Below are 21,029 nucleotides of genomic sequence, written 5' to 3'. Positions count from 1 at the left end.
CCCACCAGGATGCACGCCGGCCCCTGCAATGCGGCGTCAGAAATCGAACGAGGCCGACAGGCGCACGGCGCGTGGCGCACCCACGTTCACCCGGCCCGCGCCCCAGATACTTTCAAAGTAAGCGCGGTTGGTGAGGTTGGTCACCGTGGCGCGCAGCACCACGGGTTGTGCGCCAAAACGCGTCGCATAGCGGGCGCCCACATCCAGCGTGGTCCAGGACGGCAGCTTCACGCTGTTGTCGCCCGTGAGCCACTGTGCACCCGTGTGGTTCACCCGGCCGTTCACCGACAGGCCCTGCACACCAGGGATGGCCCAGTCCGCGCCCAGGTTCAGCGTGAGCTTGGGCACGCCAAACTGCGCACGGCCCTGGTTCACGCCCTTCGCGGTCTGGGTCTGCTCGGCCTCGGTGTAGGCCGCGCCACCCAGCAGCGTGAGGGCCGGGGTCAGCTGGCCGAACACGTTCCACTCCACGCCCCGGTTGCGCTGCTCGCCGTCCAGCACCTGGCGGTTGTTGGCTTCGATCAGGGCAGGCTTGCTGATCTGGAACAGGCTCACCGTCTGCGTCAGGCTGCCCGCAACCCACTTCACGCCCACCTCGGCCTGCTTGCTCTTGTAGGGCTTGAAGGTCTCGCCCTCGTTGGCATAGGGCGCCTTCACGGTGGTGCCGGCGCTCAGGCCTTCCACGTAGTTGCCGTACAGCGAAACGTTCTCGCCCCAGGGCTTGGCGACCACGCCCACCAGCGGGGTCACGGCGCTCTCCTTGTACTTGTTGAGCTTCTGGTTGACCTGCTGCGCGCGCACACCCAGGGTGAGCTGCACCCTGTCGTCGGCGAACGCCAGTGTGTCCACCACGCTCATTGCAGTCATCACGTCGTCGTTGAGGGGGTTGTAGGTGGAAGCCGCCCCGCCCGGCGGCATCGCAATGGGCCGGGGGTTGTAGATGTTGCTGTTGATGGCGGCCGTGCCATTGGCCCGGCTGCCACCCTGGTAGCTCATCACGTTGGCGGCCAGGGTCAGCTTGTGGGCCACGGCGCCGGTGCTGAACTGGCCGCGCACGCCCAGCTCGGCCGTGGTGGTGTCGTACTCGCCCCAGGAGTTGTAGGCCGTGCCCGTGGCGTTGCCCGAAGCCGCGTTCGCCGCCGTCCACACCGGGCGCGAGCCGAAAATGAAGCCGTCGTATGCATGCTCGGCCTTGCCCGCCGATGCAAACGCCGTCCAGCCGGCATTGATCCGCGCCTGGCCGCGCACGATGAGACCCTGCGTCAGCGTATTGCTGTAGACGCCTTCGCCGTAGAAGAAGTTGGTGGAACCATCGGGTGCCTTGGGCACCGTGGTCCAACCCGTGATGATGGGCTGCATGGGCGAGCCCTTGCGCACCTTGTTCTTCAGCGAATAGGCATCGGCCTCCACGTTCCAGCCGTCGCCCTGGTAGTCCAGCGCCAGGTGGCCAATCTCGCGCGCCTTGGTCTGGTGGTCCAGCCAGGTCTCGCCGCCCGACAGCACGCCGTTGACACGCACGCCCAGGCGCTGGCCTTCGCCGAAACGGCGCGACACATCGGCATGCACACCCACGTTGGATTGGGACGAATAGGTGGTGGTCACGCGTGTGAGCGGCTCCTTGCCCGCGCGCTTGGGCACGAGGTTGATGGCGCCACCCACATCACCTGACGGCGGCAGCCCCATCATCATGGCGCCGGGGCCCTTGAGCACTTCCACGCGCTCGAAGATCTCGGTGGGCGTGTTCTGCTCGGGCGCGAGGCCGTAGGCACCATTGATGGCCATGGAACTGGCGCCCACGCCGAAGCCCCGGATGATGAAGTTCTCGACGATGTGGCCTTCATTGGTGGTGGTGCGCACCGAAGGGTCGTTCTTGAGCACGGCGCCCACGGTCTGCGCCTGCTGGTCGGCAATGCCTTCGGCGGTGTAGCCCGTCATGTTGAAGGGCGTGTCCATCACGCCCACATTGCCCAGCACCCCCAGGCGCGTGCCCCGGGCCACCTGGCCACCGGGCGCGGCAGCGGGCAGGCTTTCGGGCGTCTCGGCCGCCGCGTTCACGGTCACTTCCCTGAGCACCACCGGGGCTGCCGGGCTTTGCGCCCAGGCTGCGCCGGCACTGGCGAACAAGGTCCACGCACAGGCCCGGGCGACCTGGCGCAAGGCAAAAGGGTGTGCCGGGGTGGCACCCCGGAATGGGCGGCAACTGTGCATAGCGGTCCTGAGTCAAAAAACAAAAAAGGGATGCCTTGCAACCGAATTGCAAACAAGAATGAGTGCGATTTCATTCTGAGCACGAGCCTGCTCCGTGTTGGAGCTGTGAAGACGCTGTGCCCAGGATGTGCTGCAAGGCGTGCCGGCTTGTCGCATCCGGTATGCAGCGATGATTTCACGCAGCCCGCCAAGCTGTGTTTGCAGGGCCAACAAAGATGTTTGCAGCACCCGCCCGCGCCGCTTTCCGCGGGCGCGGCCGCGCAAGGGCCGCCCCGCCGCGCTGGCGGCGTCCCCCTCTGGGGGAAAGCGCCGCAGGCGACTCAGGGGGGTTTCAGATTCGTGCCCGGGCCAGCTTGGGTGGCATGCCAAAGCGCTTGCGGTACGCCGTGGCGAAGTTGGCGGCGCTGTTGTAGCCCGCGACCAAGGCCGCCTGCCCTACCGTCAGGCCGTCGCATTCCAGCGCGTGGCGCGCCCGCTGCAGACGGTGTTCGCGCACAAAGTCGAACACCGTGGTGCCATACACCGCGCGGAAGTGCCGCTGCAGCGTGTTGGCATTGGTGCCTGCCTGGCGCGCCAGCGCATCGAGCGACATGTCCATCGCACCGTCGGTCTGCAAGAAGGCGTGCAGCGCGCGCATGCGCTTGTGCTCATGGGGCAGCAGGCGCAGTGCCGCCGCGGCCGGTGCCGGGGCGGGCGCGGGCGCTGGGGCTGGCCCCGGGGCGTGCTGCGCCAGGCTGCCCAGGGCTTCGCCCACCAGTTCCAGCGCGCGGCTTTCCAGGTACAGGTGCAGCAGCAGGGGGCTCAGGTCCGGCGCATGGGTGATCTGCTCTGCCAGCGCGGCAATGCGGGGCGACGGCTGCCAGTGGTGCATGGCCAGGTGCTGGCGGCGAAAGGCCTCGATGGCATCGGACGCTGCGGGCCCAGCCACCTGCTCCAGCCACTCGCCCCCCAGGCCCACGCTCACCCGGCGCGCGTAGGCCCCCCGGCGGGCGCGGCGCTCAAAGCGCTCGGGCTGGGCCACTGACACCAGCAGCGCGCGCGGCAGCCCTGGCTCCCGAGGGCGTTGGGCAGTAGCGCTCGACAGCGCCACGCGTCGCGGGCCATAGCTCACGTCCACCGAGCCCTCCAGCAGCACCACGATGCGCAGCCCCGCATCCATGTCACCACTGGCGGTGAAGTCCTGCGCGTCGGCCGCATCGTCGGCGTGCAGGTGCAGCCCGGGGCGCAAGACCCGCACCCGCTGCAGATGGCGCTGCAGCGACGCCTGCATGCCCTCCGACGGCGGCGCCGCTGGCTGGACATTCAAGGGGCTGACAACGGACATGGGCGCAGGTGCGAGGAGATGCAAAAAAGTGTGGATGAAAGCGCGGTGAAAAGGTGCGGGCCCGGGGTGGGCAAGGGATGTACCCGAACCACACCGGCCACGCCTGACGTTTGCGCAAAGGTTTTTCTCCACGGGGCAAACACGGCAGGCACCGAGCCATGGGATGCTAGCAACTTGCAATAATAAATGCAAATGATTCTCAATATTGCTTGTTGCCTGGGAGCTTCTTCAGCGGGCCCCCAGGCCCTCGCAGCCGCCCATGACCTTCACACTCCCCCGTTTTTTCGGCTCCCTGGGCGTTGCGCTCTGCGCCGTGCTCATCACCACAGCCCCGGTACAGGCCCAGGGCACACCCCAGACCGTCACCGACCTGGCAGGCCGCACCGTCACCCTGCCCGCCAAGGTGGACCGCATCCTGCTGGGTGAAGGCCGGCTGTTGCCTGCACTGGGCGTGTTCGAGCGCGACGACGTGGCACGCCGCCTGGTGGGCATGATGGGCGACTACGAAACGCTGGACCCCGCCGGCTATGCGCAGTGGCGCAGCCGCTTCCCGCAACTCGACAAGGTGCCCCGCGTGGGCCGCAACAACGCCGGCAGCTTCAGCGACGAGCAGGCCATCGCGCTGCGCCCGCAGGTCGCCATCCTGGGCCTGGCGGGTGGCCATGGGCCGAGCAAGAACGACCGCGAGACCCTGGCCCGGCTGGAGGCGGCCGGCATCGCCGTAGTGTTCATCGACTTCCGCCATGACCCGCTCAGGAACACGCCGCGCAGCATGGAACTGCTGGGCGCCGTGCTGGGCAAGCGCAAGGAGGCCGACGCCTTCAACACCCTGTGGCGGGCCCAGCTCGAACGGGTCGAGTCTCGCCTGCGCACCCTGCCGGCCGGCACCCGCCACCCCAGTGTGTTCCTCGAAAACCGGGTAGGGCTGGCCGACGACTGCTGCGCCACCATGGTGGGCCTGGTGGGCGTGCTGCTCGATGCCGCTGGCGCCGAGAACGTGGCGCGTGGCCGCATTCCGGGCGAGCACGGCACGCTCAACCCCGAGTTCCTGATCGCCACGCAGCCCCGGCTGTACATCGGCACCGGCATCGGCAGCATGGCCACTACCGGGAAGTCGCCGCTGCGAATCGTGCTGGGCGCCGACGCCACGCCCGAGGCGGCCCGCGCGTCGCTGGCGCGTGCCACCCAGCGCAGAGGCATCGCCCAACTGGAGGCCGTGCAGCAGAACGGGCGCGCCCACGCCATCTGGCACCACTACTACAACTCCCCCTTCAACGTGGTGGCGGTGCAGGTGTTTGCCAAATGGCTGCACCCCGCGCTGTTTGCCGACCTGGACCCGCGTGCCACGCTGCAGACCCTGTTCACCCAGTTCCAGCCCATACCGCTGACCGGCGTGTACTGGACCAGCCTCTGATGCCCGTGCCCCTGTCACCACAGGGTACGCGCCGCGCACTGCTTGCCGCAGGCGCCGGTGCGAGCCTGGGCTTGCTGGGTGGGTGCGCCCACGGCAAGGCTACGGCGCCACCGCTGCTGCAGGCAGCACCCGCCCAGCTGCCGGGCACGCACCAGCAGGATCTGCGCGACCCGGCCAGCGGCCGCACCTGGCGCATCTGGGTGCAGCAGCCTGCGGGCCCCGCGCCCGCCACGGGGTACCCGGTGCTGTACCTGCTCGACGGCAACGCCGCCTTTGCACTGGCGGCCCAGCTGGCCCGCAACAGCGCGGGGAGGCCCGGAGACATGGGCACCGACAGCACCATCGTGGTCGGCATCGGCCACCCTGGTGACGCCGTGATCCACCCCGCAGAACGCCAGCGCGACTACACACCTCCCGCGCCCGGCAGCGCGGCCACGCCCGAAGCAGGCGGCGCCGACATCCTGCTCGACTTCATTGCGCGCGAGTTGCAGCCGCGCGTGGCGCATGCCTTTGCCATTGACCCGCAGCGCCAGACCCTGAGCGGGCATTCGTTCGGCGGCTTGCTGGTGCTGCACGCACTGTTCACGCGCCCCGCGCAGTTCACGCGGTACGCGGCCACCAGCCCCTCGGTGTGGTGGAACGGCGCACAGCTTCTGCGCACGGCCGGGCAGTTCGCACAGGTCCACGCGATGGCGCCGCGACCCTTCCGGGCGCAGTTGCTGCTGCGCGTGGGCAGCCTGGAACAGGCGCAGACGGCACCCACCGCAGCCCGCGCTGCCATACAGGTCGAGCGCCGCATGGTCGAGCGCACCTTGGCGCTGGCCGACCAGCTGGGCGCGCTGCAGTGGCCCGAGCTGCGCGTGGACATGGCCGTGCTGCCCGGCCTGGACCATGGCAGCGCCATGGCCCCGGGGCTCATCGACGCCTTGGCATTGGCCCAACAGCCCCGCTGAAAAATACGGACGCTCTGAAACCCTTTCGCGCACCACGCGCCCTATACCGGAATTGCCTCCGTTGAACCCAGCCACTGCCTCTCCCTTGCCCGTAGCCATGGCCTCCACCGATTCGCTCGCGCAGCGCTACGGGCATTTCGTGCGCCGGCGTCTGCTGCTGCTGGCCATCTTGCTGGCCGTGCTGTGCGCCAGCGCCGTGGCCGACATTGCACTCGGGCCCTCCACCTTCGCGTTTGCCGATGTGCTGCGTGGCCTCTTCGCACCCGACGCCCTGCCGCAAGCGCAGCAGGTCATCCTGTGGGAAGTGCGCCTGCCCTATGCAGTGATGGCCGTGCTGGTGGGCGCCAGCCTGGGCCTGGCCGGGGCCGAGATGCAGACCGCGCTCAACAACCCGCTGGCCAGCCCGTTCACGCTGGGCGTGTCGGCCGCCGCTGCGGTGGGCGCGTCAGCCGCCGTGGTCAGCGGTTTCACGCTGCTGGCCTGGGGCGAGAACCTGGCGGTGCCGCTGTGCGCCTTTGCTGGAGCGGCGTGTGCCACGGCGTTGATCCAGCTGCTGGCCTGGCGCCAGGGCGCCAGCGTGGACACGGTGGTGTTGTTCGGCATCGCGCTGCTGTTCAGCTTCGAGGCGCTGCTGTGGCTGCTGCAGTTCATTGCCGACAGCAACGCGCTGCAGCAGATCGTTTTCTGGACCATGGGCAGCCTGGGCCGCGCCACCTGGACCAAGATCGGCATCGTGGGCACCGTGCTGGCGCTGTGCATGCTTTGGTCGGCGCACCAGGCCTGGGCCCTCACGGCGCTGCGCGCGGGCGAGGACCAGGCGCGCAGCTTCGGCATCGCGGTGGAGCGGCTGCGCCTGGTGACACTGCTGCGCGTAAGCCTGCTGGCGGCCACCGCCCTGTCGTTCGTGGGCACCATCGGCTTCGTGGGCCTGGTGGGACCACACATCGCGCGCATGCTGCTGGGCGAAGACCACCGCTACTACCTGCCGGGCAGCGCGCTGGCCGGGGCGCTGATGCTGTCGCTCGCGTCCATCCTGAGCAAGGCGCTGGTGCCCGGCGTGGTGCTGCCCATCGGCATCATCACCGCGCTGGTGGGCGTGCCGCTGTTCATGGTGCTGGTGCTGCGCCAAAGAAGGGCTGCATGAAGCACCGCCTGAGCCGCTGCGCGTCTTCCCCCTCTCTCACATTGCTGCGCAATGCGGGAGGGGGACGCCCCCAGCGCGGCGGGGCGGCCGTTGCGCGGGGGCGCTGGCCTGGGCCGCGCCAGTTTCATTGGCTGCTGAGGGTGCGTAGCGCCATGGAGGCTTGATATGACCACGGGCCTGACCCTCGAACAACTCACCGCCGGCTACCCCGGCCGGGCCGTGCTGCAGGGCGTGGACCTGCCTGCCGTGCCCGCCGGCACCCTGGTGGCCGTGGTGGGCCCCAATGCCGTGGGCAAGTCCACGCTGCTCAAGGCCGTGGCCGGGCTGCGGCCCGCACAGGGGCGCGTGCTGCTGGAAGGGACCGACCTGGCCACGCTGGCCCCGCGCGAACGCCTGCGCCGCGTGGGCTACCTGCCCCAGGCGCTGCCGCAGAGCACCTCGCTCGTGGCCTACGAGACCTGGCAGAGCGCCCTGCGCGCCGGCCGCAGCGAATGGAGCACCGCGCAGCGCGAGGCGGCCATCGAGTCGGTGGTGGCGGCGCTGGGGCTGCAGGCGCTGGCGCTGCGCCGGCTCGACGAACTGTCGGGCGGCCAGCGCCAGATGGTGGGCCTGGCCCAGGTCATCGTGCGCGCGCCGCGCCTGCTGCTGCTGGACGAACCCACCAGCGCCCTCGACCTGCGCTGGCAGCTGCAGGTGCTGCAGGCCGTGCGCGCCATGGTGCAGCAGCAGGGCGCGATCGGCCTGGTGGCCGTGCACGACCTGAACCTGGCCCTGCGCTTTTGCCAGCACGTGCTGGTGCTGGGCGGCGGCACGGTGCTGGCTGCCGGCGAGCCCGCGCAGGTGCTCACCCCTGCCCTGCTGCAGCGTGCCTATGGCGTCGAGGCCCGCGTGGAGCGCTGCTCGAAAGGCAATTTGCTGGTGTTGGCCGATGCAGCGCTGCCACTGTCCGAACCCTTTTCCCCCACAACAACATCCCCGCACCCATGATGCAACGCCAGGGCCACCTGCCCACCACCGAGGCCAGCCGCTACCTGCAGCGCCTGTGCTACCACTTCACCCGCAAGATCCGCGTGACCTACGACGCACACCATGGCGAGGCCCACTTTCCCTGGGGCCTGTGCGTGTTGCGCGCGGATACCGAGGCCTTGCGTTTCGACTGCAGCGCCGAGGACGATGCCAGCCTGGCGCGCGTGCAGTTCGCCATCGACTCGCATGTGGAGCTGTTCTCGCGCAAGAGCCCCATGGCCGTGTGCTGGCAGCCGGCGCAGACCGGCCCAGGCGCTGGCGTCGCGCCAGAAACTTGAACAGAAAATCAGGCCTTAGCGCTTATTCAGCAAGCGCTGGTAGCTATCAAATTTGATAGATCCAGGCGCACAGGGCCGCCCGACAGGTCAGCCGCGTTGGGCGGCTTGGTAGAGGCCCTGCACCTTCGGCACGTTCATTTCCAATTCCTTGATGCGCGCCGGACCCGAGGGGTGGGTGGAGAGGAAAGCCAGCCCGCCCTGCTTGTTGCCGCTGGCGTTGCCCATCTTTTGCCACAGGCTCACGGCAGCCGAAGGCTGGTAGCCCGCGCGGGCGGCCAGCTCCAGCCCCACAAGGTCGGCATCGGTCTCGTCCGACCGGCTGAACTGCAACGTGAGCAGTTGCCCGCCCAGGCTGGCAGCCGCATTGCCCAGGTCTCCCAGGCCGAGCAGCTGCGAGCCCAGGCGCAGCGCCAGGTTGGTGCCCTGCGTCTTGGCGATGCGCTCACGCGCATGCTCGCGCAGCGCGTGGGCCATTTCGTGGCCCATGATCATCGCGGCTTCGTCGTCGGTGAGCTTGAGCTGGTCGAGGATGCCGGTATAGAACGCAATCTTGCCGCCGGGCATGCAGAACGCATTGATCTGCTGGCTGCCAATGAGGTTGACCTCCCAGCGCCACTGCCTAGCGCGCTCGTTCCAGGGCGTGGCGTGCGGGATCAGCCGCTTTGCAATGGCGTGCAGGCGCTGCAGCTGCGGGTGGTTGTCGGGCGCCAGCGCACGTTTGGCCTTGGCCTGCTGCAGCATCTGCTGGTACTGCTGGGCCGCAGAGTTTTCCAGCGTCTCGGCGGGCACCAGCTTGCGCAGGCTGGACGCGGTACCCACATCCACCTGCGCCAGCACCGGCGCCGCAGCGCTGACACCTGCTGCCAGCAGGAAGGCGCGGCGCGCCGACCATGGGGACGACGGCGCAACAGAGGGAGCAGGGCAGAAAAGACACATACAAGGCAATCCCAAAAGGAATAATGAGCAGCGCTGGCACACAACACACCAGAGTCTGCCGCGCAGATGGAGGCCGACAGGCTGGCTACAAGGGTGCGTCGGCGATGATAGACAAAACCCACGCTCGCCCATGTCAGACACCTCCACATCTTCCCGCCCCAGCCTCGCACCCACCACCGCCCCGGACAAGCCCCCGCGCACGCCCTGGCTGCAAACGCTGCGCGTGTACCTGGAACCCGCCAGCCTGCGCATGCTCACGCTCGGGTTCTCCGCCGGGCTGCCACTGCTGCTGGTGCTGGGCACGCTGAGCTTTCGCCTGCGCGAGGCGGGCATTGACCGCAGCACCATTGGGTATCTGAGCTGGGTGGGCCTGGCCTACGGCTTCAAGTGGGTGTGGGCGCCGCTGGTGGACCGCATGCCGATCCCGCTGCTCACCCAGGCGCTGGGGCGCCGCCGCAGCTGGCTGCTGCTGTCGCAGGCGCTCATCGTAGGCGGGCTCATCGGCATGGCGCTGGCCGACCCGCGCCAGACGCTCGGACCCATCGTGTGGTGCGCGCTCGCGGTGGCGTTTGGCTCAGCCACGCAGGACATTGCGTTGGATGCGTTTCGCATCGAATCTGCCGACGCCAATCACCAGGCCGCGCTGGCAGCCTCGTACCAGACAGGCTACCGCCTGGCCATGATCTGGGCCGGTGCGGGCGTGTTGTGGATTGCGGCGCGCTCCGAAGTGGCCCCTGCGGTGGGGCAGCTGGTAGCGCAAGGCGCGGCCGCGTACCAGAACGGCGCCTGGCAGGCGGCCTACCTGGCCATGGCGGCGTCAATGGCGGTGGGCGTGATCACCGTGCTGTTCTCGCGCGAGCCTGCGCCGCGGGCCCCCGCTGATGAGCGGCTGGAGTTGAGCCAGGCCATCACCCGGCTGGCGCTGAAGGGCGTGCCGCTCTGGGCACTGTTGGTGGTGCCTATGGTGGCTGTGGCGATCAGGCTTGGAAATCTGCCCATGTTGCTGGTGCATTCGTTTTCACCGCCCGGGTGGCTCGCGGCCTTCGCGGGCATTGCCAGCACCGGCTTGGCCCTGCTTGTGCTCGGGTATTGGCTGCGCTCTCTTGCTCGCAAGGACGTTCGGGTACCCGCGCCGGCGGCGCTGCGCCCGTCCTTGGCTTGGCTGGAAATTGCGGTATTCAACCCCTTCAAGGACTTTATCCAGCGCTATGGCAAACATGCCTTGCTGATCCTGGCGCTCATTGCCGTGTACCGCATCAGCGATGTGGTGATGGGCATCATGGCCAACCCGTTCTATGTGGACATGGGCTTCACCAAGGACGAGGTGGCGGCCGTCACCAAGGTGTACGGCGTGATCATGACGCTGGCCGGTGCCTTTGTGGGCGGCGTGCTGTCGATGCGTTTTGGCGTGATGCGCATCCTGATGCTGGGCGCCATCCTGAGCGCCGCCAGCAACCTGCTGTTCGCCTGGCTGGCGGGCCACGGGCACGACGTGACCGCGCTGATCGCCGTGGTCTCGGCCGACAACCTGGCCAGCGGGATTGCCTCGGCCGCGTTCATCGCCTACCTGTCGAGCCTCACCAACGTGAGCTACTCGGCCACGCAGTACGCACTGTTCAGCTCGATGATGCTGCTGCTGCCCAAATTTGTAGCGGGCTTCTCGGGCGACTATGTGAATGCCTTCGGCTACGCGCACTTCTTCACGGCCACCGCGATGCTGGGGCTGCCGGTGCTGGTGCTGGTATGGCTGGCTGCACGGGTTCGGGCGCCATCGGCAACGCCACCCGCACACAGGTCCCCTGACCCGGCGCAGCCGTGATCTCCAGCTGCGCGCCAATGGCCTGCGCCCTGGCCCGCATGTTGGCCAGCCCCTGCCCTCCAAGCTGGGCCGAACTCTCCATGCCGACTCCGTTGTCGGCAATCTCCAGCACCAGATGCGGCGGCTGGCACGGCCCATCCTGATGGCGGGCACTCACCCGCACGGTGCTGGCCTGCGCGTGCCGCAGCACGTTGGTGAATGCCTCCAGCAGGAGGCGTTGGATCTGCAGCACCATGTGCGGCGTGAGACTTTCTAGGGCGGGGAGCTCCTCCACTTGCCAATCCACCTGGATGCCTGTGGCCGCCAGGCGCGGTTGCATCCGGTAGCGCAGCGTGGCCAGTACCGTAGCCAGATCACCACCCACCGGCTGGATGGCATCCACGGCCATGCGCAGTTCATCCAGCGCAGCATTCGCGTGCTCGCGCAGCTGGGCATTGGTGCGGCCTTTGCCAATGAGGCTGAGCAACCCCACCAGTTGCGAACCCACGCCGTCGTGAATGTCGCGCATGATGCGCTGGCGCTCCAGGAGCGCGGCATGCTGGGCGTGCTCCTGCTGCAACAGGGCGTAGCTGACCTGCAGCTCCTGCTCGCGCTGGCGAACCTTCTCGTCCAGCGAATTGCTCAAGCCCTGGTAGGCACGCACCTGCCGGGCGTAGCGGTTCAGGATGAGCCATCCCATGAGCAGCACGAACAGCATGGTGGCCAGTGGCAGATAAGAAGAACGGCCCACACTTTCTGTGGCCACCCGAATTTCCAGGAAATCGTAAAGTCCTGCGCCGATGGGAATAAAGCTGGCAAGACACAACGCGATGGCTTCGGGCTGCCGGGCCACCAGCGCCTCTCGTGCCGCAACGGCATACGCCCAGAATGCAGGCACAAACAGCAGTGCCAGGGCGGCAGTCCAGCACCACGGCTGCCCAAACCCAAAGCCCCCCACGACCAGTGACGCCTCGGCGGCCAGCAGCACCCAGAAGCCCCGCCTGGCCCCCACGCCGTCCCGGCCCACCAGCGCCAAGGCGAAGCGCACCAACAACAGCATGTGAACCGTCAACGAGAAAGCCACGATGCCGCCCCATAGCGGCCACCCCAGGGGTGATGTCTCCCACAGCCGATCGCCATACCGCAGCATCCCGAACGGCGCGCAAAGCGCAAAATAGCCATACACAGGCTCACGATTCAGGTGCCACAGCCCCCCGGCAACCACGCCCGTGAGCGCCAGCGCAAACACCACGGCCACCGCGCCCCACTGCCGCCAGATATAGCGCTCGCGGTATTGCGGCAGCAACGTGGCCTCTGGCCCGAAACGGGGCGCGGCCAACCCTCCCCAACGTACGGGTTGCACCGCCACACGCACCTCCAGCGCCGTGGAAGCGGTGCTGGAAAGGAGGCTTGTAGGTACAGGCACCCACAGCGGCGCCTTGGTTGCATCGTTGCGGCTGTCTCCGAGGACGCCGCGATGCGCTATCAAATCACCCCCCACATATATTTCCACCTGGTTTCCCACACGAGGGAAATAAAGACCCCGCAGCACGCCGTCCGGGGCGACCGGGGGCAGGACGAGCTGGTAGCGGGCGCGCCCTGCCAGCCCTGGATAGGCCTTGTCCCAAAGATGAGGAAGTTTCACCTGTCCTGACCAGGCCGGAGCCCCCTCCGGCTCCAGGTACGCCTGCGCAATGTCAATCGTGTCCGTACCCCCCTGCGCCTGCACCGCGCTGCACAGAAGCATCGACAAAGCCACCACCACACGCCATGCCCACGCACGCACCAAGCACTGGAGCTTGCTACAACAGCCCCAGCTGTCGTGCCTCAAAAATCGCTTCCGTCTTTGAGTGAACGGCCAATTTGTTGTAGATATTCTTGACATGGGATTGGACGGTGGACGGCGCGATGCCAAGGATCTCTGCGGCTTCGGCATAGGTAAATCCGCGTGCGAGTTTGGCCAGAATTTCCCTCTCGCGCACCGTCAAGGTTTCGGCGACTGGCGATGGCCCCTGTGGCAAGGGCACAGGAGACAGCCGGGCCAGCAGCTGACGCGCAATGATGGGCGTCATCGGGGAGCCCCCTGCGTTAAGGCTCACCACATGTTCCGCCAGATCGTCTTCGGTGCCATCCTTGAGCAGGTAGCCGCGTGCGCCCGCCTCGAAAGCGCGCATCATGTTCGCCTCGTCGCCAAACATGGTGATGACCATGATCTCGGTACCTGGAGACAATTTCTGGCACTGGCGGATCACTTCCAGACCCGATCCATCCGGCAGACCGAGATCCACCAGGAGCACATCCACACTGTTCTCGCGCAGCCAAGCGACCATCTCGCTCACTGTGGCCGCGGCATAGGCCAGACACAGGCGCTTTGCACGCGCCAGCGCCCGTGCAAAGCGCTCACGGGTGCGCGGGTCGTCTTCCACGATAGCGACGGAAATGCCCAGGTCTTGCACGGCGGAGCGGTGCTCGGAGGATTTCATGCAGGGGCCCGAGCCTTGGTCTCTGGCTGCAAAGCCCCATTCACCGCCATTTCAGCGCCCTCTTGCCGCACATCCCTGACCTGCGGCCTACGCATTGAATCCAGGGGGTTCGCCGCGTCCATGTAGGAGGTGAAGACGATTTTCATGCGCTTAAGCGTAGAGGCAAAGCAGGGGACGCACAAGAAGCCGCAGCTCCCATGTTCATGGCATGCGCACATTTCGTGGTTTGGAGAAAGTCAGATCAACGGGTGACCAAGGGCACGCCTGGCGGAGCCTTGTCGCCAACGGCCGTGACCCGCAGTGGTGCTTCATCCATCAAAGGCCGTCCCGGCACACCTGCTCCAGATGCAAAGGTGGCGTGGAGCGGCACGATGGTCATCGGCGAAACCACATGCACAACACCTTCTGCGAGGCACTTGGGCGCCAAAGCCTGGAGGTCATGTGCATCCAGCGGGGCTTACCACCGGACTGCATCCAACCCGTGCTGCCAAGGGCACGTTTTCACGCTCCCCCAGGGGAGCTTTTTTTATTGCGCTCCATTGACCGTTGGCTCCCGTCCAAGCACGGCACGCCGGGATGTGCTTTACGGAAGCTTTACCTGGCCGATAAAACCGCGTGACGGCCCGTCGCCACCATGAGAGGCACCCCCCACTACACTGCCCCCATGAGCTCCCAACTGCTGATGATCGAAGACGACGCCCGCCTCGCACAGATGGTGGGCGAGTACCTGGGCCAGTCGGGCCTGCAGGTCACGCACCGTGCGGACGGCAAAAGTGGCCTGGCGCAGCTGCAGGGGCCCGATGCCGGGCCACTGCCCGACCTGGTGATCCTCGATCTCATGCTGCCCGACATGGACGGCCTGGAAGTGTGCCGTCGCATCCGCTCGCTGCAAGGCAACGCGGCCCAGGTGCCGGTGCTCATGCTCACCGCCAAGGGCGACCCCATGGACCGCATCATTGGCCTGGAGCTGGGCGCCGACGACTATCTGCCTAAGCCTTTTGAACCCCGCGAGCTGCTGGCCCGCATCCGCGCCATCCTGCGCCGCCGCACCGATGGCGGCAACGCGGCGGCGGCCACGCAGGTGCTGCGTTTTGGCACGCTGGAGATCGACCGCGACGCTCGCACCGTGACCGTGGCCGGCGAGCTGGCCGACCTCACTTCCTACCAGTTCGATTTGCTCGTGGCGCTGGCCGAGCGTGCGGGCCGCGTGCTCACGCGCGACCAGATCATGGAGGCCGTGCGCGGCCGCGAGCTGGAGGCGTTCGACCGCTCCATCGACGTGCACATGGGCCGCATCCGTGCCGCCATCGAGGCCGACGCCAAGAACCCGCGCCGCATCCTCACCGTGCGCGGCGTGGGCTATGTATTCGCGAAACAACAAGACTGACCGGTGGAGCGCGGCCTTGCCACGGCGCGCACCCCCGCTTTGCTGAATGTCCCTCTCCACCCCCTTTTCCCGCCGCCTGTACCTGCGCATCTGGCTCGCCGTGGTCGGCGGCATCGCGGTGCTCACGCTGACCGTAGGCTGGGCCTGGCGCATGGCCGAGGAGCAGAAGGCACAGACCACGCAGCCGTTTGTGCCGCCCTCGCGCGAGATGGTGCTGCGCGACCCCACGGGCAACCTGGTGCTGAAGGGCCTGGCCACACGCCAGCCCACGGAACCCGGCGAAGGGGCCGAGTTCCATATTGAGTCCGACACGGGCCAGTCCTTCACGCTCCAGATGGCGCCCCGCCAGCCCCGGGGTGACCGAGGCGGCGGCCGGCCGGGAGGCGGGGGCCCCAACCAGGGCGACGCCGCGTTCTGGACCCGCCCGCCGTTTGGCTTCCTGTGGCTCCTAGGCATCGTGGGCCTGGCCGTGGCCGTGGGCGTGTACCCCATCATCCGGCGCCTCACGCTGCGGCTGGAAGCGCTGCAGCGCAGCGTGCAGAAGTTTGGCGAGGGCGACTTGTCGGTGCGTGTGCCCGAGCAGGGGCAGGACGAGGTGGCCGACCTCGCGCGCCAGTTCAACGCCGCCGCGGCGCGCGTGGAAACGCTGGTCAAGTCGCACAAATCCCTGCTGGCCAACGCCTCGCACGAACTGCGCTCGCCGCTCACCCGCATCCGCATGGGCATGGAGCTGATGGGCGGGCAGCAGCCCTCGCCCGCCTTCCGTGAGGAGATCCTGCGCAACATCGCCGAGCTGGACCAGCTGGTGGACGAAATCCTGCTGGCCAGCCGCCTGGATGCGCGCGAGGCCGATGTGGGCACCGTGGAGCTGGTCGACCTGATTGGCCTGGCCGCCGAGGAATGCGCGCGCGTGGATGCCGACCTGGATGTGAGTTCGGATTCAGTGGATGTGCGCGGCGTCTCCAAGCTGCTGCGCCGCGCCATCCGCAACCTGCTGGAGAATGCACGCCGCTACAGCACGGGTGACATCACCGTGGCGGTGCTCCGCCGCCAGGGCCATGCCGAAGTGCGCGTGAGCGACCGGGGGCCGGGCGTGCCTGTGACCCACCGCGAACGCATCTTCGAGCCCTTCTATCGGCTGCCCGGCGCCAGCGAACGCGCCGGGGGCGTGGGCCTGGGGCTGGCACTGGTGCGGTCCATTGCGGGGCGCCACAACGGCACCGTGCACTGCGAAGACCGCGAGGGCGGCGGCGCCTGCTTCGTGCTGCGGTTGCCGGTCAGCACGGCTGGCGCCAGCGCCACGCCATGAAGCCATAAATCACCGCCCCCATCACCAGCATCGAGCCCGCCACGGCGAGCGCCCAATCGAACCCCTGCGCCTGAGAGCCCGCGCGCGCCAGCAGCGCAGCCGCCATGGGCGGCCCCACGATCTGGCCGATGCCATACAGCGCGGTCATCAAGCCCGTGAAACCTGCGCCCGCTTGCGGCCACTGGTGGCGGGCCTCCTGCAGCGCAAAGAACGTGATGGCTGTGAAGGGCAGGCCCAGGAGCAGACTGCCGAGCGCAAAGCCCGCAGGCCCGGGCCACAACACGCCCAGTGCCACACCGCCGGCCTGCAGCACATAGGCCACGGCCAGCAGCAGGCGCCGGTCCCGCCCGGGGCTGATGCGCGTGGAGAGCAGCGCGCCCAGCGCCACGCCCGCACCAAAGATCGGCCAGAACAGATCAGGCCACACCGACCCCGCTGGCAAGGCGGCGCGCGCGATGACCGGCAGGAACGTGGCGGTGACGATGTAGCCCAGGCCGGCAAGGCCATACGCGGCGGCCAGCAGCGACCGCTCGGCTGCAGGGCGCGGTGGGGGCATGGACAACCCGGTGGCGGCGGCGCCGGATGTACCGGTGGCTGACGCATCGCCATCGTGAAAGACGCGCCATGCACCCGTGCACAGCACCGCCGCCAGCACCGCAAAGGCCGCCCAGCCCGTGGCAGCGCTCCAGCCCGCCGCCACCATGGCGCTGGTCAGCAAACCGGTGATGACAATACCCAGCCCCGGCCCGCAGAAGATCAACCCACCCCAGGCCGGGCGCCCCAGGTGCGCCAACCGCCCCATGCACCAGTTGGCCGTGCCCAGAAAAACCAGCGCGCTGGCCACGCCCGCCAGCAGGCGCAGCAGCGGCCAAGACACCGGCCACGGCAGGGCCAGCAGCCCTGTGAGCAGCACCGTAGCAACCAGCCCGCCACGCACTAGGGCCGCATTGCCGGGCACCGCGCCCACGCGCCGGCCCAGCCAGGGCAACGCCATGTACAAGAGCGCCCCCGCCAGGTAGCCGGCGTAGTTGGCCGTGGCCAGCCAGCTGCCGGTGGCGATGTCCACCACGCCGTCGTGCAGCATCATGGGCAAGAGCGGGGTGAAGGCGAAGCGGCCAATGCCCATGGCCGCGGCCAGTGCAGCCATGCCGGCCAGGGCCACGCGCAGCGCTGGGGCGCCGTCGGTGTGCCGATCGGCGGAGGGAGAAAGAGACGCCTGGTTCACGGTACAGGGTGGCGGAGGGTTGCCACGTGGGTGGAGGGTGTTTATCATCTTAACAAGAGATTTAATTTTTGTGATTCATACTTTTTAAAGATGAACAAAGCCCCGCCCCTGCTGGACCTCGCCGCCCTCGACATCTTCCGCACCGTGGCGGCAGAGGGCAGCGTCACGCGCGCGGCCGAGCGGCTGTCGCGTGTGCAGTCCAACGTGACGACGCGGGTGCGCCAGCTGGAGGCCGACCTGGGCACGCCGCTCTTCCTGCGCGAGGGCAAGCGCATGGCACTCACGCCCGAGGGCCAAGTGCTGCTGGGCTATGCCGACCGGCTGCTCGCGCTGGCCGAGGAGGCGCGGCAGGCGCTGCACCCGGGCCCGCCCGCCGGGCGCCTGCGCCTGGGGTCGATGGAAAGCACCGCGGCCAGCCGCCTGCCCGCGCCGCTGGCGCGGCTGCACAGCCAGTGGCCCGGCGTGGCGCTGGAGCTGACGACCGCCGCGACCCGCGTGCTGGTGGAACGCCTGCGCGCGCACGCGCTCGATGCGGTGCTGGTGGCCTGGCCACCGGGCCAGCCCGCAGACCCGGCCCTGGAAACCCGGCCGGTGTTCACGGAAGAGCTGCTGCTGGTTCTGCCCGCCGGCCACCCGCATGCCGCCGGACCCGACCAGGTGCAGCCCGGCACGCTGGCGGTTTTCGAGCCCGGCTGCACCTACCGCCGCATCGCGCAAGAGTGGTTTGCGCCCCGGCGGCAGCCGATGCAGTTGCTGGAGCTGGGCTCGTACCACGCCATTCTGGCCAGTGTGGCGGGCGGCGGCTGTGCGGGCATCGTGCCGCGCTCGGTGCTCAGCATTTCGCCCCACGCGGCCTTGTTGAGCCAGCAACCGGTCACCACCATCACCACCTTGCTGGCCTGGCGCCAGGGCTACCGCTCGGCCGCGCTCGATGCGCTGCAGCAGGTGCTGGTCGACTGACCGCCTTCAGCTCGTTTCCCCCCTTTATTTCCCACTTCATTTCCTTCTTTCTTTCACGGAACGTCACCATGCCCGACCGCAGCCTGCGCACCGCCCTCTCCCTTCGCCTGCCCATCGTGCAGGGGCCCATGACCGGCGCCGACACGCCGGCCCTGGCAGCGGCCGTGTCCGCAGCGGGCGGGCTGGGCACGCTGGGTTGCGGCATGCGCTCGCCGGCGGTCATGGCCGAGGCCGCCGCCGAAGTGCGCCGCCGCACCGACCGGCCCTTCGGGCTCAACCTGTTCGTGCAGGACACCCCGGCGCCCGATGACGCCACCGTGCAAACCGCCCTGGAGCGCCTGGCGCCGCTGTACGCCGAGTTCGGCCTGCAGGCCGCCGTGCCTGCGCGCTGGTGCGAGGACTTCCATGCGCAGTTCGATGCGATGGTCGAGGCACGGCCCGCCGTGGCGAGCTTCACCTTCGGCATCCTCACCGCCGCGCAGGTCGAGCGCCTGCACGGCGCGGGCTGCTACGTGATCGGCACCGCCACGACGGTGGCCGAAGCGCTGGCCTGGGCCGACGTGGGGGCCGATGCAGTCTGCGCATCGGGCATGGAGGCCGGCGGCCACCGCGGCACCTTTTTGCCCACGGGCCGCGCGCAGGCCGAAGGGCTGGCGCCCGCGGACTCCGCCGTGCGTGCAGGAGCGCCCTCGCAGGCCGACTTCGCCGCATCGATGGTGGGCGTGATGGCCCTGGTGCCCCAGTGCGTCGATGTCCTGCGCCCGCGCGGCGTGCCCGTGATCGCCGCGGGCGGCATCATGGACGGACGGGGCATCGCCGCCGCACAGGCCCTGGGGGCCGAGGCGGTACAGATGGGCACCGCCTTCCTCGCCTGCGACGAGTCCGGCATCGGCCGCGCCTACCGCGACGCCATGGTGAACGCCATCGCCACCGACACGCGCACCACCCGCGTGTTCTCGGGCCGCCCGGCGCGCGGCATCGTCAACCCCATGCAGCAGAAGCTGCACGCCCACGAGACGGATGTGCCGGCCTACCCCGTGCAGAACGCCCTCACCGGCGCTCTGCGCCGGGCCAGCGCCGAAGCCGGCCGCGCAGACCACCTGTCCCTGTGGGCCGGCCAGGGTGTGGCCGGGGTGCGGCCCATGCCGGCCGCACAGCTGGTGGCCACGCTGGAATCGGAATGGCGGGCCGCGCTGGCTGCGCAAGCGGCGCTGCTGCAAGCGCAGTAACGCTATTGATTTGATAGCTGCTAGCGCTTCCTGGACAAGCGATAGCGGCAATTCAACCGGGACTCTCTGGAGAGTGATCGGGCGTTGCAACACCGTGTACGCCCTGGCTTCGATAGGTTCAGCCCGAACGGGTGGGAGTGATTGAGGCAGTGCGGACGGTCAATCCCGGTCTCTGCAAAACGCGCGGCCCCGCCAGTGCACCCGTGGAACCGGCTTTGCCGGGCCAGGGGGTGCGTCCCCCTGTGGGGGAAGCGGCGCAGCCGCTCAGGGGGCCACCTGTCCTTCCCGTGGAACCGGCTTTGCCGGGCCACTGGGTGCGTCCCCCTCCGGGGGAAGGCGCGCAGCGCCTCAGGGGGCTTCACTGCCTCCAGGGCAGTTCGCGTGCAGGCCCCAGGATGACAGGGGGCTGGGCGTTGATCTTTTCACCGGCCAGCACGCGCTCGTACATCCGCAGGTAGTTGCGCGCCATGCGCTCGGCGCCAAAGTGGTCGACCACATGCTGGTGGCAGGCCCGGGCATCGAAGCGGTTGTTGCGCACGGCTTCGGCCAGCACGTCGGCCTCGGCCGAGAGCACGCCGCAGTGCAGCGGCACCAGCTCGGGCAGCGCGCCGTACGGCGTGGAGAACACCGGGCACCCGAAGTACAGGCTCTCGATCACCGCCAGCCCGAAGGGCTCGTGCCAGCGCACCGGAAAGATGAGCCCGCGCGATGCATTGAGCAGCCCGGTCTTCTGCGTGCCGCCCACCATGCCGTGGAAATGGATCTTGCGCGACAGCGTCCAGCGAAAACCCCGCTTGAAGTTGATGCGCGTGCCGCCCAGCACATCGAGCTCCACACCCGCGCGCAGTGCCACCTTGATCGCGCCGCGCACGTTCTTCACGCCCCAGGCCGCCTTGCCCAGGAAGTGGTAGCGCGGCCGGGGCAGACCAAAGTCCACCGGGCCGTAGCCGCTCCAGTCCAGGCCGTTGTAGACGAACTCGGTAGAGCCATACCGCGCCGCGTGGTCGCGCGACAGGAACACGGTGTTCAGCGGCAGCGGCTTGGGCTTGCGCGCGTTGCCGTGCTCGGTCACCAGGTAGGGCTTGGCCAGCTCGGTGCGCGGGTTGAACTGGAAGTGCGTGATGTCCACGCCCTTCGGAATCTGGCCCTCCCACGGCTCGTCGGGGCGGATGGGCAGCACGTCGCCGAAGTCGCAGGTCGAGCCCTCGGGCACCAGGTAGCTCACCCGGTGGCCTTGCTGGACCAGGGTCTTGCCCAGGTCCCAGATCACGCGTTCGGTACCGCCATAGCCGTAGACCGGGATGGGAGAGTTGTTGACCAGCAGGATATGCATGAAGAGTGCCTCTCGTCTCAGG

At 68.5% G+C, this 21,029-nt stretch carries 17 protein-coding genes; 10 read left to right on the top strand and 7 right to left on the bottom strand.

Features of this window, described 5'->3' with window-relative positions; genetic code table 11:
- Positions 1-36 precede the first annotated feature (36 nt).
- Positions 37-2,208 (bottom strand): TonB-dependent siderophore receptor, encoded by a 2,172-nt coding sequence (locus tag ASE52_RS18720; RefSeq protein ID WP_057228233.1) that lies wholly within the window; start codon positions 2,206-2,208, stop codon positions 37-39.
- Between the two features lie 331 nt (positions 2,209-2,539).
- The gene (locus tag ASE52_RS18715) at positions 2,540-3,532 is read right to left on the bottom strand and encodes a helix-turn-helix transcriptional regulator (protein ID WP_029414392.1); all 993 of its coding nucleotides are present in this window, start codon (positions 3,530-3,532) and stop codon (positions 2,540-2,542) included.
- Positions 3,533-3,791: 259 nt separating this feature from the next.
- Between ASE52_RS18715 and ASE52_RS18710 the strand changes: the two genes are divergently transcribed.
- The 5 genes from ASE52_RS18710 (at position 3,792) to ASE52_RS18690 (ending at position 8,347) form a co-directional block, all read left to right on the top strand.
- Positions 3,792-4,946, top strand: a complete 1,155-nt coding sequence (locus ASE52_RS18710) for an ABC transporter substrate-binding protein (RefSeq protein ID WP_057228231.1) — start codon at positions 3,792-3,794, stop codon at positions 4,944-4,946.
- On the top strand, positions 4,946-5,899 hold the full coding sequence (locus ASE52_RS18705; RefSeq protein ID WP_057228229.1) for an alpha/beta hydrolase-fold protein: 954 nt from the start codon (positions 4,946-4,948) through the stop codon (positions 5,897-5,899). Before ASE52_RS18710 ends, ASE52_RS18705 begins: the two co-directional genes overlap by 1 nt.
- A 97-nt stretch (positions 5,900-5,996) precedes the next feature.
- Positions 5,997-7,043 carry an iron ABC transporter permease gene (locus tag ASE52_RS18700; RefSeq protein ID WP_057228227.1) on the top strand — a complete coding sequence of 349 codons (1,047 nt, stop codon included), beginning with the start codon at positions 5,997-5,999 and terminating at the stop codon, positions 7,041-7,043.
- Positions 7,044-7,208: 165 nt separating this feature from the next.
- Positions 7,209-8,030, top strand: coding sequence for an ABC transporter ATP-binding protein (locus ASE52_RS18695; RefSeq protein WP_057228225.1), 822 nt, complete (start codon positions 7,209-7,211; stop codon positions 8,028-8,030).
- The gene (locus ASE52_RS18690; protein ID WP_057228223.1) at positions 8,027-8,347 is read left to right on the top strand and encodes a DUF2218 domain-containing protein; all 321 of its coding nucleotides are present in this window, start codon (positions 8,027-8,029) and stop codon (positions 8,345-8,347) included. Before ASE52_RS18695 ends, ASE52_RS18690 begins: the two co-directional genes overlap by 4 nt.
- An 87-nt stretch (positions 8,348-8,434) precedes the next feature.
- Here the strand turns inward: ASE52_RS18690 and ASE52_RS18685 are convergent, their stop codons facing one another.
- On the bottom strand, positions 8,435-9,283 hold the full coding sequence (locus ASE52_RS18685; RefSeq protein WP_050812579.1) for a M48 family metallopeptidase: 849 nt from the start codon (positions 9,281-9,283) through the stop codon (positions 8,435-8,437).
- A gap of 130 nt (positions 9,284-9,413) precedes the next feature.
- Between ASE52_RS18685 and ASE52_RS18680 the strand changes: the two genes are divergently transcribed.
- Positions 9,414-11,102, top strand: a complete 1,689-nt coding sequence (locus ASE52_RS18680; RefSeq protein WP_057228221.1) for an MFS transporter — start codon at positions 9,414-9,416, stop codon at positions 11,100-11,102.
- Here the strand turns inward: ASE52_RS18680 and ASE52_RS25265 are convergent.
- Together ASE52_RS25265 and ASE52_RS18675 are read right to left on the bottom strand one after the other, a co-directional pair.
- The gene (locus tag ASE52_RS25265; protein WP_206743053.1) at positions 10,984-12,726 is read right to left on the bottom strand and encodes a sensor histidine kinase; all 1,743 of its coding nucleotides are present in this window, start codon (positions 12,724-12,726) and stop codon (positions 10,984-10,986) included. The two genes, ASE52_RS18680 and ASE52_RS25265, sit on opposite strands and share 119 nt — an antisense overlap.
- 157 nt (positions 12,727-12,883) lie before the next feature.
- On the bottom strand, positions 12,884-13,537 hold the full coding sequence (locus ASE52_RS18675; RefSeq protein ID WP_241777051.1) for a response regulator transcription factor: 654 nt from the start codon (positions 13,535-13,537) through the stop codon (positions 12,884-12,886).
- Between the two features lie 691 nt (positions 13,538-14,228).
- Here ASE52_RS18675 and ASE52_RS18670 point away from each other — a divergent pair.
- Together ASE52_RS18670 and ASE52_RS18665 are read left to right on the top strand one after the other, a co-directional pair.
- Positions 14,229-14,951, top strand: a complete 723-nt coding sequence (locus tag ASE52_RS18670; RefSeq protein WP_010467012.1) for a response regulator transcription factor — start codon at positions 14,229-14,231, stop codon at positions 14,949-14,951.
- Positions 14,952-14,997: 46 nt separating this feature from the next.
- Entirely contained in the window at positions 14,998-16,260 is a 1,263-nt protein-coding gene (locus ASE52_RS18665) for an ATP-binding protein (protein ID WP_010467011.1), read from the top strand.
- Here ASE52_RS18665 and ASE52_RS18660 read toward each other — a convergent pair.
- The gene (locus tag ASE52_RS18660) at positions 16,229-17,485 is read right to left on the bottom strand and encodes a YbfB/YjiJ family MFS transporter (RefSeq protein WP_241777050.1); all 1,257 of its coding nucleotides are present in this window, start codon (positions 17,483-17,485) and stop codon (positions 16,229-16,231) included. The genes ASE52_RS18665 and ASE52_RS18660 overlap by 32 nt on opposite strands.
- A gap of 90 nt (positions 17,486-17,575) precedes the next feature.
- Between ASE52_RS18660 and ASE52_RS18655 the strand changes: the two genes are divergently transcribed.
- Positions 17,576-18,445, top strand: a complete 870-nt coding sequence (locus ASE52_RS18655; RefSeq protein ID WP_198928126.1) for a LysR family transcriptional regulator — start codon at positions 17,576-17,578, stop codon at positions 18,443-18,445.
- 68 nt (positions 18,446-18,513) lie between these two features.
- Positions 18,514-19,674, top strand: a complete 1,161-nt coding sequence (locus ASE52_RS18650) for a nitronate monooxygenase (protein WP_057228216.1) — start codon at positions 18,514-18,516, stop codon at positions 19,672-19,674.
- 358 nt (positions 19,675-20,032) lie between these two features.
- Here ASE52_RS18650 and ASE52_RS18645 read toward each other — a convergent pair whose 3' ends face one another.
- On the bottom strand, positions 20,033-21,007 hold the full coding sequence (locus ASE52_RS18645; RefSeq protein ID WP_057228214.1) for a glycosyltransferase: 975 nt from the start codon (positions 21,005-21,007) through the stop codon (positions 20,033-20,035).
- Between the last annotated feature and the right edge of the window lie 22 nt (positions 21,008-21,029).

Origin of the sequence: Acidovorax sp. Root275 (assembly GCF_001428965.1) — a bacterium.
Lineage (GTDB): Bacteria > Pseudomonadota > Gammaproteobacteria > Burkholderiales > Burkholderiaceae_C > Acidovorax > Acidovorax radicis.
This window is presented reverse-complemented; position numbering and strand designations above follow the sequence as displayed.

Bases quoted from the DNA above. Each gene is read 5' to 3' on its own strand.
- ASE52_RS18720 (WP_057228233.1), bottom strand. From the start codon at position 2,208: ATGCACAGTTGCCGCCCATTCCGGGGTGCCACCCCGGCACACCCTTTT.
- ASE52_RS18715 (WP_029414392.1), bottom strand. From the start codon at position 3,532: ATGTCCGTTGTCAGCCCCTTGAATGTCCAGCCAGCGGCGCCGCCGTCG.
- ASE52_RS18710 (WP_057228231.1), top strand. From the start codon at position 3,792: ATGACCTTCACACTCCCCCGTTTTTTCGGCTCCCTGGGCGTTGCGCTC.
- ASE52_RS18705 (WP_057228229.1), top strand. From the start codon at position 4,946: ATGCCCGTGCCCCTGTCACCACAGGGTACGCGCCGCGCACTGCTTGCC.
- ASE52_RS18700 (WP_057228227.1), top strand. From the start codon at position 5,997: ATGGCCTCCACCGATTCGCTCGCGCAGCGCTACGGGCATTTCGTGCGC.
- ASE52_RS18695 (WP_057228225.1), top strand. From the start codon at position 7,209: ATGACCACGGGCCTGACCCTCGAACAACTCACCGCCGGCTACCCCGGC.
- ASE52_RS18690 (WP_057228223.1), top strand. From the start codon at position 8,027: ATGATGCAACGCCAGGGCCACCTGCCCACCACCGAGGCCAGCCGCTAC.
- ASE52_RS18685 (WP_050812579.1), bottom strand. From the start codon at position 9,283: ATGTGTCTTTTCTGCCCTGCTCCCTCTGTTGCGCCGTCGTCCCCATGG.
- ASE52_RS18680 (WP_057228221.1), top strand. From the start codon at position 9,414: ATGTCAGACACCTCCACATCTTCCCGCCCCAGCCTCGCACCCACCACC.
- ASE52_RS18670 (WP_010467012.1), top strand. From the start codon at position 14,229: ATGAGCTCCCAACTGCTGATGATCGAAGACGACGCCCGCCTCGCACAG.
- ASE52_RS18665 (WP_010467011.1), top strand. From the start codon at position 14,998: ATGTCCCTCTCCACCCCCTTTTCCCGCCGCCTGTACCTGCGCATCTGG.
- ASE52_RS18655 (WP_198928126.1), top strand. From the start codon at position 17,576: ATGAACAAAGCCCCGCCCCTGCTGGACCTCGCCGCCCTCGACATCTTC.
- ASE52_RS18650 (WP_057228216.1), top strand. From the start codon at position 18,514: ATGCCCGACCGCAGCCTGCGCACCGCCCTCTCCCTTCGCCTGCCCATC.
- ASE52_RS18645 (WP_057228214.1), bottom strand. From the start codon at position 21,007: ATGCATATCCTGCTGGTCAACAACTCTCCCATCCCGGTCTACGGCTAT.